The sequence below is a fragment of the Boseongicola sp. genome (assembly GCA_014075275.1).
Lineage (GTDB): Bacteria > Pseudomonadota > Alphaproteobacteria > Rhodobacterales > Rhodobacteraceae.
The window spans coordinates 2,067,460-2,083,041 of record CP046179.1; the positions used below are offsets into that span (position 1 = coordinate 2,067,460).

14 protein-coding genes are annotated in these 15,582 nt (G+C 56.4%); 9 read left to right on the plus strand and 5 right to left on the minus strand.

The genetic code is table 11. The features are described from left to right. Positions 1 to 9: 9 nt before the first annotated feature. From lnt to GKR98_10390, 5 genes are all read right to left on the minus strand, one after another. Complete coding sequence (lnt, locus tag GKR98_10370) at positions 10 to 1,461, minus strand: apolipoprotein N-acyltransferase (protein QMU60055.1); 1,452 nt, start codon at positions 1,459 to 1,461, stop codon at positions 10 to 12. Positions 1,462 to 1,483: 22 nt separating this feature from the next. Next, a complete protein-coding gene (locus tag GKR98_10375) occupies positions 1,484 to 2,362 on the minus strand; it encodes a CBS domain-containing protein (protein QMU58562.1) in 879 nt (292 codons plus the stop codon). Positions 2,363 to 2,402: 40 nt separating this feature from the next. Continuing rightward, positions 2,403 to 2,885, minus strand: a complete 483-nt coding sequence (gene ybeY / locus GKR98_10380; protein ID QMU58563.1) for an rRNA maturation RNase YbeY — start codon at positions 2,883 to 2,885, stop codon at positions 2,403 to 2,405. 198 nt (positions 2,886 to 3,083) lie between these two features. After that, complete coding sequence (gene ugpC / locus GKR98_10385) at positions 3,084 to 4,142, minus strand: sn-glycerol-3-phosphate ABC transporter ATP-binding protein UgpC (GenBank protein QMU58564.1); 1,059 nt, start codon at positions 4,140 to 4,142, stop codon at positions 3,084 to 3,086. Then, the gene (locus GKR98_10390; protein QMU58565.1) at positions 4,142 to 4,957 is read right to left on the minus strand and encodes a helix-turn-helix domain-containing protein; all 816 of its coding nucleotides are present in this window, start codon (positions 4,955 to 4,957) and stop codon (positions 4,142 to 4,144) included. The genes ugpC and GKR98_10390 overlap by 1 nt, the downstream gene beginning before the upstream one ends. Before the next feature lie 147 nt (positions 4,958 to 5,104). Between GKR98_10390 and GKR98_10395 the strand changes: the two genes are divergently transcribed. The 9 genes from GKR98_10395 to GKR98_10435 all read left to right on the plus strand — a co-directional run bounded on the left by GKR98_10395 (position 5,105) and on the right by GKR98_10435 (position 15,574). Then, a complete protein-coding gene (locus tag GKR98_10395) occupies positions 5,105 to 6,370 on the plus strand; it encodes an extracellular solute-binding protein (GenBank protein ID QMU58566.1) in 1,266 nt (421 codons plus the stop codon). A gap of 111 nt (positions 6,371 to 6,481) precedes the next feature. Continuing rightward, positions 6,482 to 7,399, plus strand: coding sequence for an ABC transporter permease subunit (locus tag GKR98_10400; protein ID QMU58567.1), 918 nt, complete (start codon positions 6,482 to 6,484; stop codon positions 7,397 to 7,399). 1 nt (position 7,400) lies between these two features. Then, positions 7,401 to 8,249, plus strand: coding sequence for an ABC transporter permease subunit (locus GKR98_10405; GenBank protein ID QMU58568.1), 849 nt, complete (start codon positions 7,401 to 7,403; stop codon positions 8,247 to 8,249). Further along, the gene (locus GKR98_10410) at positions 8,246 to 10,330 is read left to right on the plus strand and encodes an alpha-galactosidase (protein ID QMU58569.1); all 2,085 of its coding nucleotides are present in this window, start codon (positions 8,246 to 8,248) and stop codon (positions 10,328 to 10,330) included. Before GKR98_10405 ends, GKR98_10410 begins: the two co-directional genes overlap by 4 nt. A 183-nt stretch (positions 10,331 to 10,513) precedes the next feature. Then, entirely contained in the window at positions 10,514 to 11,281 is a 768-nt protein-coding gene (locus tag GKR98_10415) for an SDR family oxidoreductase (GenBank protein QMU58570.1), read from the plus strand. Beyond that, a complete protein-coding gene (locus GKR98_10420) occupies positions 11,281 to 12,192 on the plus strand; it encodes a 2-keto-3-deoxy-galactonokinase (GenBank protein ID QMU58571.1) in 912 nt (303 codons plus the stop codon). Before GKR98_10415 ends, GKR98_10420 begins: the two co-directional genes overlap by 1 nt. Next, positions 12,189 to 12,794 carry a 2-dehydro-3-deoxy-6-phosphogalactonate aldolase gene (locus GKR98_10425; protein QMU58572.1) on the plus strand — a complete coding sequence of 202 codons (606 nt, stop codon included), beginning with the start codon at positions 12,189 to 12,191 and terminating at the stop codon, positions 12,792 to 12,794. The genes GKR98_10420 and GKR98_10425 overlap by 4 nt, the downstream gene beginning before the upstream one ends. Next, a complete protein-coding gene (locus tag GKR98_10430) occupies positions 12,791 to 13,645 on the plus strand; it encodes an SMP-30/gluconolactonase/LRE family protein (GenBank protein QMU58573.1) in 855 nt (284 codons plus the stop codon). Before GKR98_10425 ends, GKR98_10430 begins: the two co-directional genes overlap by 4 nt. Before the next feature lie 30 nt (positions 13,646 to 13,675). Next, positions 13,676 to 15,574 (plus strand): beta-galactosidase, encoded by a 1,899-nt coding sequence (locus GKR98_10435; GenBank protein ID QMU58574.1) that lies wholly within the window; start codon positions 13,676 to 13,678, stop codon positions 15,572 to 15,574. Positions 15,575 to 15,582: the final 8 nt, after the last annotated feature.

Consider the following 15,582-nt stretch of genomic DNA (forward strand, 5'->3'; position numbering starts at 1 on the left):
GTACTGCGTTCACGCGCCCTTTGCAATGGCGTTGCGCCTTTGAGCAACGATTAGTGCGCCCAGTGACGCCAAAAGGATTAAGATAACCGGAATGTCGCCTGTCCGCGCATAAATTGTCTCGGCCCGTGCCACAGGCACTGTCGCATCCAGAAATCCGGTTTCGCCCAGATCCAGGCTGGTGGTCACGCGCCCATAAGCATCAATCACCCCGGATACACCGGTGTTGGCAACCCGAATCAACGGCAAACCCTGCTCAACCGCGCGAAACCGCGCCTGATCCAGATGCTGAAATGGCCCAGAGAATTTACCGAACCAGGCGTCGTTGGTAATCTGCAAAAGATAGTCCGGCCGTTCCAGACCGCGCCCATGGGCGGGAAAAATCGCTTCATAGCAAATTAATGGCAAAGCGCGGCCCAAAGGAGTGTCGATCAGACGAACACCGGCACCTGGATTGAACCCATAACCATCCCGCGCCGCAAAGGATCGCAACCCAATGGCCTGGGCCAGTTGGCCAAAAGGAATGTATTCGCCAAAGGGCACCAAATGAACCTTGTCATAAACATCACCTGGCTGGCCGTCCGACTCCAAAGTAATCAGGGCATTATGATTGCGCCCGTTTTCTGTCCGATTGATCCCGGTGATCACCGGCACCCCCTGGGCCGCCGCTGAAATCTGCGCAAAAACAGGTGCTGCACGGTCCAAACGATATGGAATAGCCGTCTCAGGCCAGACGATCATGTCGACATTGCCCTTTGGTTCAGCCGTAAAACCTATCTGGCGCTCAACAAAGATGTGCGCCTTTTCGGGATGCCACTTTTCATGTTGCGGGGCATTTGGTTGCACCAAACGCACATTGCCAAGAATGCTTGTATCCGGACCAACCAACAAGGACGGCAATGCCATAGCCGCCAGTCCGGAAAACGCCAGACCTGAGCCAAGTCGTTTATTGGCAAAGGTCAACGGCAGGGCGACCAGAACCAGCATGATAAGAGTCACGCCATAAGGCCCAAAAAAAGCCGCCAATCCCAGAGCAGGCGTATCGGCCCAAATGTATGCCGGCAATGCCCAGGGAAACCCCGTGAACACCACACCACGCAAAAACTCTGCAGCCGATAACGAAATCGCGAAAGCCAAAGCACGCTGCTGACCACCGACGCGTGAAGCAAGCCAGCCTGCTGCGCCCCAAAACAGCGCCAACCCGCCCGCCATCAGGACCAAAGCAAAAGGTGCCATCCATCCGTGACGGGCCACATCGACCAGAAAAGGCTCGACGATCCAATGCAATGTGACGGCGAAATACCCCAGTCCCGCGTACCAAGCAGCGCGCGCGGCGCGAAAACCCACATCGGAATTCGTCACCGTCCAGACAATCAGAAAAAACCCGATTACGGCGACCGGCCAATATCCGAAAGGAGCATGGCCAAGGGCCGCAAAGGCACCGCCCAAAAGGGCAACCGCCATGATTTTGCGAGGGGTCACTTTGTCACTCGGCCGCCTTGGCTGCGTTGATCCGAATCCGAAGCCGTTTCACGCGGCGCGGGTCGGCATCGACAACTTCAAAGACCGGACCCAACGGGTGCTTCACCATTTCGCCCCGTGACGGCACCCGCCCTGCCAGCATGAAGACCAGGCCGCCCAGGGTGTCGATCTCTTCCTCATCTTCTTCGCTCAAAAGGCGGTAACCAACTTCGGCCTCGAAATCTTCAATCGGTGTGCGCGACTCGGCCAGATAACAACCCGGTGCTTCCACAATCCAAAAGTGGCCCTCAGCAATGTCATGTTCGTCTTCAATCTCACCGATGACCTGCTCTATCAGATCCTCGATGGTCACCAGACCATCAACGCCGCCATATTCATCGATAACCAATACCATATGCATCCGGTCGCTCTGCATCTTTTGCAGCAGAACGCCAATTGGCATCGACGGCGGCGCATACAAAAGCGGTCGCAGCATCTCGGTCAGTTGGAAAGAGGCATCGCTGCCATTGAAACCATGCTTCAGGGCAAAGTCTTTCAGGTGCACCATACCCATGGGGCTGTCCAATGTGCCCTCATAGACCGGAAGCCGGGTCAGACCGCTATCGCGAAACACCTCAAGCAGCTCTGACATCGCGATGTCAGAGGGCACTGCCACAATCTCTACTTTGGGAAGCATGACGTCCTCGACGCGCATCCGCGTCAGGTTGGCCATTTCACCTATGGGGGACCCACTGGCAACCGAAAGACCGGACAAAATTTCGTCCTCGTCTTCATTGCCACTCAGAGTATCAAAGAGGCGTCCAAAAAAGCCCTTCGAACTCTCATCGTCCTCATCTCGCGCGCTCTGCGCCGCGATAGAGGATCCTTCGCTATTGTCGCCCATTCATCCTTTCCATCAACAACAAGCCCTTTGCGCCACGCCGTTAATACGGGTCCGGCACACCAAGCTTGCCAAGTATTGCGGTTTCTGTGGCTTCCATCAAGTCACCGTCTGCATCAGAAATGTGATCGTAGCCCAAAAGATGCAACACCCCATGAACAATCAAATGTAGAACGTGGTCGTCAAATGGCTTTCCCGCTGCATCCGCCTCGCGGGCGCATGTGTCGTAAGATATTGCAATATCCCCCAATTCCGAGTCGCCACCGGGCCGCAAAGGGACATCGCCGGGGCGTACTGCACCCCGTTCGGCACTTGGCCAGGACAAGACATTGGTGGCTGCAGGCTTTTCGCGAAATTCAGCATTCAATGTGGCAATTTGGGTATCATCACAGGCAAGTAACGCGATGTCCCAGTCCGTGGGAGCCAATTCCAGATGCAGCAAGGTTGCGGCCGTCGCCCGAGCTGCCAGACCTTCAAGACCTGTCTTTTCCCAACGCATATCTTCGATGATGACATCTACACTCATGCTTCCTCTTTGCAGAGATCGCGCAGGGGGGCCAGCCCCCCGCCTTCGGCGCCCCCCGAAGTTTTTCCTGACAAGAGAAGCAAAAATTTAAATTAAATTGTTCCTTCCCTGCTCCTAAAAGAAAAAGGGCCACCCCAGCGGGCAGCCCTCTCATCACTTCTTCTGTCTAAAAATACTTTCGCCGAAGGCAAAAGACTCTTAGCGAATGCGTGCTTCCGTCGCTTTGTTGAACGCATACAAACGACGTGGTTCATAGGACAAACCGACGGTATCGCCGATGCTGCTGCGGGTATCGCCGCGCTCTTCGACAATCATCTTTTCGCCCGTTCCAGACGTCAGATAGGCAAAGCTGACACCGCCCAGCGCTTCGGTCAGTTCAACCCGGTGCGTGTCGCCGCTCGGATCAATTTCCACATGTTCAGGACGCAGACCAATGATCACATCAGTGCCATCCGAAGGCAAAGTCACCTCGGGCGAAACGCTGCCCTTCAACGACGGCACCTCAACAGCACCACCTTTCACTGTCCCATCCAGGAAGTTCATCGCAGGTGAACCAATAAACCCGGCCACAAACTTGTTGTCGGGATCACGATACAGATGCAAAGGCGCACCAACTTGTTCGATAATACCGGCGCGCAGCACCACGATCTTGTCCGCCAAAGTCATGGCTTCGACCTGATCGTGGGTCACATAGATCATCGTCGCGCCGATTTCCTTGTGCAGACGCGCAATTTCGACCCGCATCTCAACCCGCAATTCGGCATCAAGGTTGGACAGCGGCTCATCAAACAGGAACACTTCCGGGCCACGAACAATCGCGCGGCCAATGGCCACCCGCTGGCGCTGGCCACCCGACAAAGCCGCCGGTTTGCGCTTCAGATACTCGTCCAGCTTCAAAATCTTCGATGCGCCCGAGACTTTTTCTTTAATCTCGGTAACGGGATGGCCGTTCATCTTCAGACCAAATCCCATGTTATCTTCAACCGTCATATGCGGATAAAGCGCATAGGTCTGGAACACCATCGCCACGCCACGTTCGGATGGATCCATCCGTGTAACGTCCCGGGTGCCAATGTTCATCTGGCCTTCGGTGGTCTCTTCCAGACCGGCAACCATGCGCAAAAGCGTCGACTTACCGCAGCCCGACGGGCCAACGAAGACGCAGAATTCGCCGTCCTTGATTTCAAGGTCGACTCCGTGGATCACCTGAACATCGCCGTAGCGCTTGATCACTTTGTTAAGGGTCACTCCTGACATTAATCTGTCCCCGCTTGTTCAATTTGTGTGTGTTGTTGATCTGGAAAGCGCCAATGCTGCGCTTCGGTGGCTATAGCTGTCGTCGCTTGTTTGATCCGCGGAACCAACCGCTCGAGACTGGCATAAGATTGGCGGTCCGTCGATGACGTCACCGAAATTGCCCCCAGGGGTCGCCCGGCTGCTGAAAGGATAGGCAGCGCCACGCAAATAATGCCCGGTTCATGCTCTTCACGGTCAAATCCATGGCCACTTTCATGAATGGCATTTAATTCTGTGCGCAGCGCCTTAGGCGATGTCAGCGTTGTGTCGGTAAACTTGTGATAACTTTGCTGATCCAGGATCGGCTGAAGGTCGTCTTCACTCAGAAAAGCCATCATCGCTTTGCCAACCCCGGTGCAATATGCGGGACCGACCTTGCCAGCTGACGAATACATCTCAATAGGATTATCTGCATTGCGCTTGTCGACATAAAGCACCTGCGCATGATCCAATTGCGCCAAATGCACCGTTTCATCCACGTCCTGAGCCAAAGCGTCCACATAGGGGCGCGCGATCGGCGCCAAAGAAGACTGCTCCCAGGCGGCATGAGCAAGGCGCACAAGACGCACACCCAAGGCATAGGCATTTCGTTCCGGGTCAAAGCGCAGCATGCCCTGATTCGTCAGCGTCTGGACGAAACGATAGAGCGTGGCTTTGGGGTATGGCGAGTCTTCCAGCAGCTCGGCAAACCGCACGGGACGACCGAACGCAGCAACGCGATCAAGCACTTCCAGTGCTTTCCCAACGGTTCCGTCACCACTTCTGGTGCGCGCCATTTGATCCTCCCTGCCGCGGTTCTAGATTATGATTATCCTGATGCGGCTGTTGACAAGCCTTACCGATTCCGCGTTAGGATTTCAATATGCAAAACCGAGTTTCATTATTTGGAACTCAAAATATAGTGGAACTATAGGGAGGACACCATGCGTTCCATGTTCAAAGCGTCCGTTGCGGCGCTCGGCCTTGCTGCCATCACGGCAGGCGGGGCAATGGCAGGTAGCCATGCACTAACCGGCGATCTGAAAATCTTCTTGGATACATCGAACCCGGCACCTCGTGCCACGATGGAAGCTCAGATTGCCGAATTCCAGAAGATGCACCCTGATCTCAACATCGAGACAACGGTGATCGACCGCGAAGCATATAAAACGCAGATCCGGAACTTCCTGACTGCCGACGCGCCTGACGTTGCGACCTGGTATGCGGCGAACCGGATGCGTCCTTACGTGGAAGCTGGTCTGTTTGAAGATGTGTCGGACCTCTGGGCCGAAGAAGACATCGCAAACAACCTGGCCTCGACCAAGGGTGCGATGACTATCGACGGCAAGCAATGGGGCGTTCCCTACACTTACTATCAGTGGGGCGTTTACTATCGCAAAGACATCTACGAAGAGCTGGGTCTGGCTGAACCGTCCAACTGGGACGAGTTCAAGTCGAACTGTCAGGCAATCGTCGATTCTGGTCGCTCGTGCTTCACAATCGGTTCGAAGTTCCTTTGGACTGCTGGTGGTTGGTTCGACTATCTGAATCTGCGCACCAACGGCTTTGACTATCACATGGATATGGCTGCCGGTAACGTTGCATGGACAGACGACGGCGTTCGTCAGACATTCGCGAACTGGAAAGAGCTGATCGACATGGGTGCCTTTGTCGAAAACCACCAGAACTACTCGTGGCAGGAAGCCCTGCCCTTCATGGTTAACGGCGAATCCGCTGGTTACCTGATGGGTAACTTCGCTGTGGCTCCTTTGCGCGAAGCAGGCCTGACGGACGATCAGCTGGACTTCTACCAGTTCCCAGCGATCAACGAAGGTGTTGCACTGGCGGAAGATGCGCCTACCGACACGTTCCACATTCCGGCCAATGCGTCGAACAAAGAAGCAGCACGTGAATTCCTGCGCTTTATGGTTTCGGCAAATGTTCAAACCACCATCAACAATGGTGCGAACCTTGGTCAGCTGCCCGTTAACGCTGGATCGGCAGTGGATGACGACAAGTTCCTGAACGAAGGCTTTGAAATGCTGTCTTCGAACTCGCCCGGCGGTGTCGCGCAGTTCTTCGACCGCGACTTCCCGGCTGAAATGGCTGCAGAAGCTATGCAGGGTTTCCAGGAATTCATGGTGTTCCCAGACAATCTGGACGACATCCTTGCGCGCCTCGAAAAAGTCCGCGCTCGCGTCTACCAGTAATTGATTTCGGTTCGGGCTGCCTTCGGGCGGCCCGATCCACTTCCCGACCCATCCGTAAGCCCATGATTTCGGGCTTTCGCATGTGCCGCGAAACATGAGGGGAGCGTTGCAATGGCAACACCAACCACCGAGATTACCGCTGAACGCGGTTGGTATAAGCGCAATGAAATTGCGATCACGCCTTGGCTGTTTTTGGCCCCGGCGATCCTGTTTTTCATGGTTTACGTTATTATCCCGATCTTCCAGTCGATCAGTATCAGCTTTTATGACTGGGATGGTTTGGGCGAAGCCCGTTGGGTCGGGCTTGCGAACTATGTCGAGCTTGCCGATGACAGCGCATTCGAGGTTTCCCTTTGGAATAACCTCAAATGGCTCTTGTTCTATCTGCTCGCGATCCCGGCAGGTCTGTTCATCGCTCTATTCCTGAACCAGACGGTGCCGGGTATCCGAATCTACAAATCGCTGTTCTTCTTTCCCTTCGTTCTGTCACAGGTCGTTGTTGGTCTGGTGTTCAGCTGGTTTTACCTGCCGAACGAAGGCCTGTTCTCAAGCATGCTCGGATTAATCGGGCTAGGCCCGGTCAACGTTCTGGGTGATCCGACTTGGGCAACCTACGGCATCATCGCCGCGGGCCTCTGGCCGCAGACAGCCTACTGTATGATCCTCTATCTCACGGGTCTCAACGCCGTTGACCCCGAACAGGTTGAAGCCGCCCGCCTTGATGGCGCGAAGGGCTGGAAGATGCTGTGGTATGTGATCGTGCCACAACTGAAACCCGCCACATTCATTGCCTTCGTTGTGACGATCATCGGCGCGCTGCGTTCGTTCGACCTGATCTCGATCATGACCAACGGTGGCCCTTTCGGTCAAACCCGCGTCCTGTCGTTCTACATGTTCGAAAAGGCGCTGTCCGAATACGGCTTCCGCATGGGCTATGGCGCCGCAATCGCCGTTGTCCTGTTCCTTATCATGCTTGTCTTCATCGCCTACTTCCTGTGGTCGATGTGGTCCGAAGAGAAGGGTCGCTAAGATGTTTCCTACCCCAATTGAAAAGCGCCCGCAGTCCACGCAGATCGCCTATAAAGTCGTCCTGCCCATCGCCTTGATCGTCTGGCTTCTGCCGCTGATCGCGGTGGCCATGTTCTCGATCAAACCGGACACTGACTTCACCCAAGGCAACTACTGGGGCTTGCCGGGCTCGTTCGAAGCCGCCGCCAACTATGGCCAGGTCTTCTTCAACTCCGACATGCCACGCTACATGCTGAACTCGGTGCTGATCACCGTGCCAACCATGCTAGGCGCGGTCGCGCTTTCAGCCATGGCAGGCTTTGCCTTGGGCATCTACAAGTTCAAGTCGAACATTTGGATCTTCTTCCTGTTCGTCGCGGGTAACTTCGTGCCCTTCCAAATCCTTATGGTGCCGGTCCGCGACCTGACCCTCGACATGGGCCTCTACAACACGAAGACCGGACTCGTCCTGTTCCACATCGCGTTCCAAACCGGCTTCTGCACCCTCTTCATGCGCAACTTCATCCGGCAACTGCCTTTTGCGTTGATCGAAGCGGCTCGGGTTGAAGGCATCGCAGAATGGCGCATCTTCTGGTATGTCGTCCTGCCCTTGATGAAGCCCGCATTGGCAGCCCTTGCTGTGCTGATCTTCACGTTCATCTGGAACGATTACTTTTGGGCCGTCGTTTTGACGCAAGGTCCCGAAAGTCAGCCCGTGACAGCCGGTATCACCAGCTTTAACGCCCAGTTCCGCGCCGCCTATCACTTAATGAGCGCCGGTTCGATCGTCGCCGCCCTGCCGCCCGTGCTGATGTTCTTCCTGATGCAGAAGCACTTCATCGCAGGCCTGACATTGGGTGCCGTTAAATAATGCAAACCTGGCGGCTGGATGACGGCCGCCAGACACTCGTGCTGGCGGCCCAACGTGAACGATTGCCCGAAGTTGTGTACTGGGGCGCCCCTCTCCCGAAAGAGGATAACCCGGCCACCGTTGCCGCGGCACATCGCTTGGATGTGACCGGCGGCATGCTGGATGAAAACCCCGATCTTTCGATCTGCCCCGAAGCGGTACGCACCTTCCCCGGCCAGCCCGGCCTGATCCTGCGCGCCCATGACGGCACGCCCCTTTTACCGAAGTTCTGCTTCGCAGGCGAAGAGGTCCGCGAAGACAAACTCACGCTCGACTATAAGGACGAGGCAAACGCGCTTCGGTATCGCGCCGTCATCGCACTTGATCCCGATACCCACGTCTTCACCCTGACATCCGAAGTCACATCAGACACGCCGGTCCACCTCCACTGGCTTTCAGCCCCGGTCCTGCCCGCCCCACAACACTCCGACGAGATGATCGACGTCTCTGGCCGCTGGTGCGGCGAGTTTCAATTGAACCGCATCCCGTGGACCCCCGGTATCCGCTATCGCGAAAACCGCACCGGGCGCACCGGCCACGAACATTTCCCCGCCATCATCGTTCCCGGTCGCGGCGCAACCAACGCCCAGGGCGAGGCCTGGGGTATGCACTATGGCTGGTCCGGCGGTCACCGCATGGCGGCCGAAGAGCTTCCCGACGGTCGTCGCCAGATCCAGTTCGGCCACGCCGCCCTCATGGAAACCGCAGCCTCGACCCGGTTCAAATCAGCGCCCCTTTACGCGGTTTATTCCTCGGACGGACTGAACGGCATTGCTGTCAGCTTCCAACGCCACCTGCGCGACCGCATCGTCACCTGGCCCAAACCGGATCGTCCGCGCCCCGTGCATTACAACTGCTGGGAAGCGGTCTATTTCGACCACAAACTCGATGTCTTGAAAGACATCGCCAACCGCGCCGCCGATCTTGGGGCCGAACGCTTCGTGCTGGATGACGGCTGGTTCGGCCAACGCGACGACGACACCCAATCCCTCAGCGACTGGGAAGTCGACCAACGCAAATACCCTGAGGGCCTGCACCCCCTGATCGATCACATCCATTCATTGGAAATGTCTTTCGGCATCTGGTTCGAACCCGAAATGATTAACCCGGATTCAAACCTCTTTCGCGCCCACCCGGACTGGGCCGCTGGCAGCGAAGACCAGATTCTTGGCCGCCAGCAAATGGCCCTGGATATGGGCCGCGCCGATGTCCGGGATTTCATCTATGACCGGATGGCCGCGATACTGACTGAATACCCGATTGATTATATCAAATGGGACCACAACCGCGTGCTACCGATGCCCGATGCAGCCCAGACCCGCGGCTCGTACACGCTCATTGATCGCCTTCGTACCGATTTCCCGCATGTGGAAATCGAAAGCTGTGCCTCGGGCGGTGCCCGTATCGATTTTGGCATCCTGCAACGCACCCACCGTGTCTGGCTCAGCGACAGCAATGACGCCCTTGAACGCCTGCCGATGCAGCACAACGCAGCGCTCTTTCTGCCCGCTGCCATCACCGGCAGCCACGTTGGCCCCCGGATTTGTCACACGTCAGGCCGCCACCTCGACATTCGGTTCCGCGCTTGGGTCGCCGCCCAACGGCACATGGGCTTCGAGATGGATCCGCGCGAGCTTACCGACGACGAAGCCAAGGTGCTGCGCCAGGTAACCCATTGGTGGAAAGACAACCGCGACTGGATGATCGCCGCCGACATTTTGCGTTTGGACAGTGCCGACGAAGCCATCATCGCCGAACAGCAACAAGCCCGCGACGGCAGTCGCTTCGCGGTCTTTGCCGGCACAGCCCGCACGTCGCGCCAGATTGCGCCCAGGCCCTTGCGCCTCACCCGCCTGGATCCAGCCGCAACATATCGGGTGTCATTGGCAAATCGCGAGGACGCCTCGCGACTGTCGCGCGGGCCAACGGCTCTGAAAGACGGCCCGCTGGAACTCTCCGGGCAATATCTGATGTCGCAAGGCCTCACCCTACCCTGGAGCTTTCCGGAAACCATGTGGGTGGTCGAAGGACAGAAGCTATGATGCAGCCGGTCGTTCTTTCTGGCCAAAATACTCGCGCCGCAGGCCCGCGACGGGCCAGCCCGTCGCGCCCGGATTTCGGGTCGATATCCGCCCCCCATGTGTTAACAAAACGTTCTAGCACCGTGCGCGTGCACCGACGTAATACCGACGTAATACCGACGCGATACCGAAAGGGGTTTTTCGATGTCTGACGCCCAGTTTCCCGACCTCAAAGGGGCCTCCGTTTTCATCACCGGCGGCGGCGCTGGTATCGGCGCAAACCTCACCGAAGGCTTCCTCAGACAGGGGTCAAAAGTCGCTTTTGTGCAGCGCTCGGACTCCTCGGCTTTCGTTGAGGCAATGGAAGAGAAAACCGGCAATCGCCCGCTCTATTTGCAGTGCGATGTCACCGATACGGAGCGGCTTAAGGCTTGCGTCGCCGAAGCCTCCGAGGCCCACGGCCCTGTCACTGTTCTGGTCAACAACGCCGCCAATGATCAGCGCCACGAAACCCTGAAAGTAGATGAAGAGTTTTATGACTGGAGTCAGTCTATCAACTTGAAATCATACTTCTTTTCCTGCCAATCGGTCATTCCCGGAATGCAGAAGGTCGGCGGTGGGTCGATCATCAATTTCACCTCCATCAGCTATATGATGGGCGGCGCGGGCTACCCGATCTACACCGCTTCGAACTCCGGCATCAACGGCATGACCCGCTCGCTTGCGCGCGAATTTGGTCCCGACAAAATTCGTGTGAACGCATTGGCGCCGGGCTGGGTTCTGACCGACAAACAGATGGACAAATGGGCGACCCCCGAGGGCCTCGACGCGCACATGGAAAAGATGTGCCTGAAGGAACATCTCAAGCCTGACGACATCGTCGGCCCGGTTCTTTTCCTCGCCTCAAACATCTCCAACGCCATGACCGGCCAAGCTATGGTCGTCGACGGCGGCGTCGTCGTCACCGGCTGATGTCAGGCAACACCAAATACGCCGACTGGATCGCTGTCGATTGGGGCACGTCAAACCTCCGGGCCTGGGCCATGCGCGGCGATGAAGCAATCGCCACGGCACAGTCCGATAAAGGCATGGGATCGCTGGAGAAATCGCAGTTCGAGGCGGCTCTTTTGGACCTCATCGAACCATGGCTGGGCGCTGGCAAAACCGAGGTTATTGCATGCGGAATGGTAGGCTCCAGACAGGGGTGGGTCGAAGCGCCATATGCCGCCGTTCCCTGCCCTCCCTTGCACGCAAACCTGGCCCGTCCAAGCGTCTCCGACAGCCGACTTTCCGTTTCCGTCATCCCAGGCATCAAGCAAAATAGCCCGGCCGATGTAATGCGCGGTGAAGAAACTCAAATCGCCGGTCTTTTGCGTGCTGCACCCAATTTTGACGGCGTTTTATGCCTGCCAGGAACCCACACCAAATGGGTTCATATTTCCGCCGGTGAGGTCGTAAGTTTTCGCACATTCATGACGGGGGAACTTTTTGGTCTAATTTCCAAAAAATCCGTTCTTCGTCATTCAATTTCTAAAGGTTGGGACGCTGAAACTTTCGCCACCTCGGTGAACGACGCAATCGCTCGCCCCGAAGCCATGGCGTCACGCCTGTTTACTTTGCGTGCAGATGACCTTCTTCACGCAACCTCGTCCGAAATTGCCCGCGCCCGTCTTTCCGGCTTGCTCATTGGGGCTGAACTTGCCGCCGCCCGCGCCTATTGGCTGGGCCAAAACATCGTATTGATCGGCGACGCGAAACTTTCCGCCCACTACCTCGAGGCCCTTGAAACACAGGGGGCTACCGCAACAATGGCCGACGCTACGGCCACAACTTTGGCTGGCCTCGCCGCCGCCCGTGACCTGATAAAGGAAACCACCACATGAGCCGCCCCCTGGTCGCGATTCTGCGCGGTATTGACCGCCGCGAAGCTGTCGAAGTTGCCGAAGCCTTGATAGATGCCGGTATCGACCGCATCGAAGTGCCACTGAACTCGCCCGATCCGTTGGAAAGCATTTCCCGTATGGCCGAAGCCTTCGGTGAAGAAGCCCTGATCGGCGCAGGCACAGTTCTGACTGCTCAGCAGGCTGGCCAGGTCTATCGCGCGGGTGGCCGTCTGATTGTGTCGCCAAATTGCGACCAATCCGTCATCGAGGCTGCCAAGACCATGGATATGCAATCTTTTCCTGGCGTCCTTACTCCAACTGAATGCTTCAACGCTGTGCGGTGGGGTGCTGACGGGCTTAAGGTTTTTCCCGCATTTCAAATGGGCATGGATGGATTGAAGGCGCTTCGTGCTGTTCTTCCAGTTGAGATTCAGGTCTTTATGGTCGGCGGCGTCGGCCCGGAAAACTTTGGCGACTGGTTAAAGGCCGGAGCGAGCGGGTTTGGCTTGGGATCATCTCTGTACAAACCCGGCGACTCGGTCGCCGACATCACATCAAAGGCCAAAGAAACGGTTGCCGCATGGGATGAAGCCTCGGAATGATCCCCTATGACAAAACGGTGTGCCGCCTGGGTGAAGGCCCGCTTTGGCACCCTACTCGAGCACAGCTTTACTGGTTTGATATTCTGTCTTGCACCCTCAACACGGTCGAAAGCGGCCAGCACCGTAGGTGGACATTTGACGAAAATGTTTCGGCGGCGGGATGGGTTGACGACAATCATCTTCTGATAGCTTCTGAGACACGCCTCTTTCGCTTCAACCTTGAAACAGGAACCAGCGAAGATGTTTTGCCTCTTGAGGCAGACAAGAAAGAGACGCGCTCGAACGACGGACGCGCCGACCCCTATGGCGGCTTCTGGATTGGAACAATGCCAAAGTCCGGAGACAAGCCAATTGGAGCGTTCTACCGGTACTACAAGGGACAGATTTCGACATTGTTTGAAGGGCTTTCGATCCCCAATGCATGTTGCTTCACGCCCGACGGGACGGAAGCTGTATTTTGTGACTCTGCCAAAAACCAAGTCATGCGGGTCGCGTTGGATCAGGAAGGCTGGCCAGTGAGCGAACCTTTTGTATGGATGGATTTGTCTGGCGAAGGTTTCGGTGTTGACGGCGCAGTGATGGACGCTGACGGCAACTTTTGGAACGCACAATGGGGGGCGGCGCGCATCGCGTGTTACAGTCCTGATGGCACGTTACTGCACACGGTTCCGGTTGCTGGCAAACAATCGTCTTGCCCAGCCTTCGGCGGGAAAGACCTCAGCACATTGTTCTGCACCACTGCAGCTGAAGGACTTGGCGAAGCGGAACTTCAAGCCTCTGAAAGCAATGGCATGACATTCATTCAGGAAAATGCTGGAATTGGGCAAGCCGAACATCGCGTTTTGCTCTAGCACCATAACCAAATATCATTGGGTACTCTTATGACACCGACACTTGGCGTTTGCTACTATCCTGAACATTGGCCGGAAGAAGATTGGGCGGAAGATGCGCGGCGCATGGCTGAAACCGGCCTGACTTGGGTAAGAATTGGCGAATTTGCATGGTCTCGCATGGAGCCCTCGCCCGGCAAGTTGGAACTGGAGTGGCTGGATCGCGCCGTCGAGACATTGGGTGCCGCGGGACTAAAAGTTGTAATGGGCATTCCTACAGCCACACCACCGCGTTGGATGATTGACCGTCACCCCGACATGTTGCAAATCCGTGCAGATGGGTCATCCGCAAAATTTGGTTCTCGCCGACACTATTGCTTTAGCCACGAAGGATACCGCCAGGAATGCAAACGCATCGTCACAATTCTTGGCGATCGTTACGGCAGGAACCCGCATGTTCAGGCCTGGCAAATCGACAACGAATATGGCTGTCACGACACCACACTCAGTTATTCGCCATCCGCCGAGACAGGCTTTCGCAGCTGGCTGCAGCAAAAGTATCAAAGCCCAGAGGCTTTAAACCGCGCCTGGGGAAACGTCTTTTGGTCGATGAAATATGGCGAATTTAGCGAAATCGACTTGCCAAATCAAACAACGACCGAGCCGAACCCTTCGCATTCATTGGATTTTCGCCGATACTCTTCCGATCAGGTTATTGCCTTCAACAAGGTTCAGGTAGATGTGCTGCATCAACGCACCGACACGCCTCTGATCCACAACTACATGGGGCGCGAAACGTCATTCGATCATTTTAACATCGGTGCCGATCTGGATATCGCCAGTTGGGACAGCTACCCCCTTGGCTTCTTGTCAGATCGACTTGAAGCGGACGATTCTGACAAGGCCGCATATCTAAGGCAAGGCGACCCCGACAATCAGGCGTTTCACCATGACCTATATCGTGCCGTTGGACGCGGGCGCTGGTGGGTCATGGAACAACAACCTGGGCCGGTAAACTGGGCACCGTGGAATCCCGCTCCCCTTCCGGGTATGCCCCGTCTCTGGGCATGGGAGGCTTTTGCCCACGGAGCTGAAACGGTGTGTTACTTCCGTTGGCGTCAGGCCCCATTCGCCCAAGAGCAAAACCACGCAGGTCTTTTGCGCCCAGACAGCGCGCCCGCACCGGCTTTGCGGGATGCCGCAAAAGTCGCGCAAGAAATCCAGGATTTCGGTCCGGTCAAAGCCGCGAAAGCGCCCGTTGCCCTGCTATTTGATTACGAAGCGGACTGGGTATTTGACATCCAACCGCAAGGCGCGGACTTCGGTTACTCCCGCTTGATGCTCGATACCTATCGCGCGCTGCGCCGTCAGGGCTTGTCTATTGACATTCTTCCAACCGACGCCCCGCTAGACGGATACAAAATGGTCTTTGTACCGGGATTGGCAATCATGGATGACGCATTGAAAGAGCGGCTGTCCAATCACGAAGGCGCAGTCGTTATTGGGCCAAGATCAGGGGCCAAGACAGTCGACGGTGCCATACCTGTTCCACTTCCTCCTGCCATGCCCAACAGCGACTTGACCATTGCGTTTGTAGAAAGTCTCCCGCCGGGCACCAAGGAACATCTACTGGGCGGCGGGCATATTCATCACTGGCAGGAACACGTCGAGACGAATGCCAACGCAATTCTGTCAACAGACAATGGCGATCCTGCGCTTATCGACTGCGGCACATATTGGTATCTGGCCGGTTGGCCAGATCGCCCCGGCTGGGACCGAGTTGTGGCCTCGGCGGCAAAAACAGTTGATTTGGAGACCGTTGGACTCCCAACCGGATTGCGCCTGCGGGAAACAGAAAATCAAATCTTTGCCTTCAACTATTCCAGCACACCGGTGGAGTACAATGGCACAACAAACCCGCCTGCCGGAGTGAGCTGGACCCATAAGTAGTGCGGTCT

Excerpts from the sequence above, each read along its gene's own strand:
- GKR98_10425 (QMU58572.1), top strand. The coding sequence starts at position 12,189 with ATGAGCCGCCCCCTGGTCGCGATTCTGCGCGGTATTGACCGCCGCGAA.
- GKR98_10375 (QMU58562.1), bottom strand. The coding sequence starts at position 2,362 with ATGGGCGACAATAGCGAAGGATCCTCTATCGCGGCGCAGAGCGCGCGA.
- GKR98_10430 (QMU58573.1), top strand. The coding sequence starts at position 12,791 with ATGATCCCCTATGACAAAACGGTGTGCCGCCTGGGTGAAGGCCCGCTT.
- ybeY (QMU58563.1), bottom strand. The coding sequence starts at position 2,885 with ATGAGTGTAGATGTCATCATCGAAGATATGCGTTGGGAAAAGACAGGT.
- ugpC (QMU58564.1), bottom strand. The coding sequence starts at position 4,142 with ATGTCAGGAGTGACCCTTAACAAAGTGATCAAGCGCTACGGCGATGTT.
- GKR98_10395 (QMU58566.1), top strand. The coding sequence starts at position 5,105 with ATGCGTTCCATGTTCAAAGCGTCCGTTGCGGCGCTCGGCCTTGCTGCC.
- GKR98_10420 (QMU58571.1), top strand. The coding sequence starts at position 11,281 with ATGTCAGGCAACACCAAATACGCCGACTGGATCGCTGTCGATTGGGGC.
- GKR98_10390 (QMU58565.1), bottom strand. The coding sequence starts at position 4,957 with ATGGCGCGCACCAGAAGTGGTGACGGAACCGTTGGGAAAGCACTGGAA.
- lnt (QMU60055.1), bottom strand. The coding sequence starts at position 1,461 with ATGGCGGTTGCCCTTTTGGGCGGTGCCTTTGCGGCCCTTGGCCATGCT.
- GKR98_10435 (QMU58574.1), top strand. The coding sequence starts at position 13,676 with ATGACACCGACACTTGGCGTTTGCTACTATCCTGAACATTGGCCGGAA.
- GKR98_10400 (QMU58567.1), top strand. The coding sequence starts at position 6,482 with ATGGCAACACCAACCACCGAGATTACCGCTGAACGCGGTTGGTATAAG.
- GKR98_10405 (QMU58568.1), top strand. The coding sequence starts at position 7,401 with ATGTTTCCTACCCCAATTGAAAAGCGCCCGCAGTCCACGCAGATCGCC.
- GKR98_10415 (QMU58570.1), top strand. The coding sequence starts at position 10,514 with ATGTCTGACGCCCAGTTTCCCGACCTCAAAGGGGCCTCCGTTTTCATC.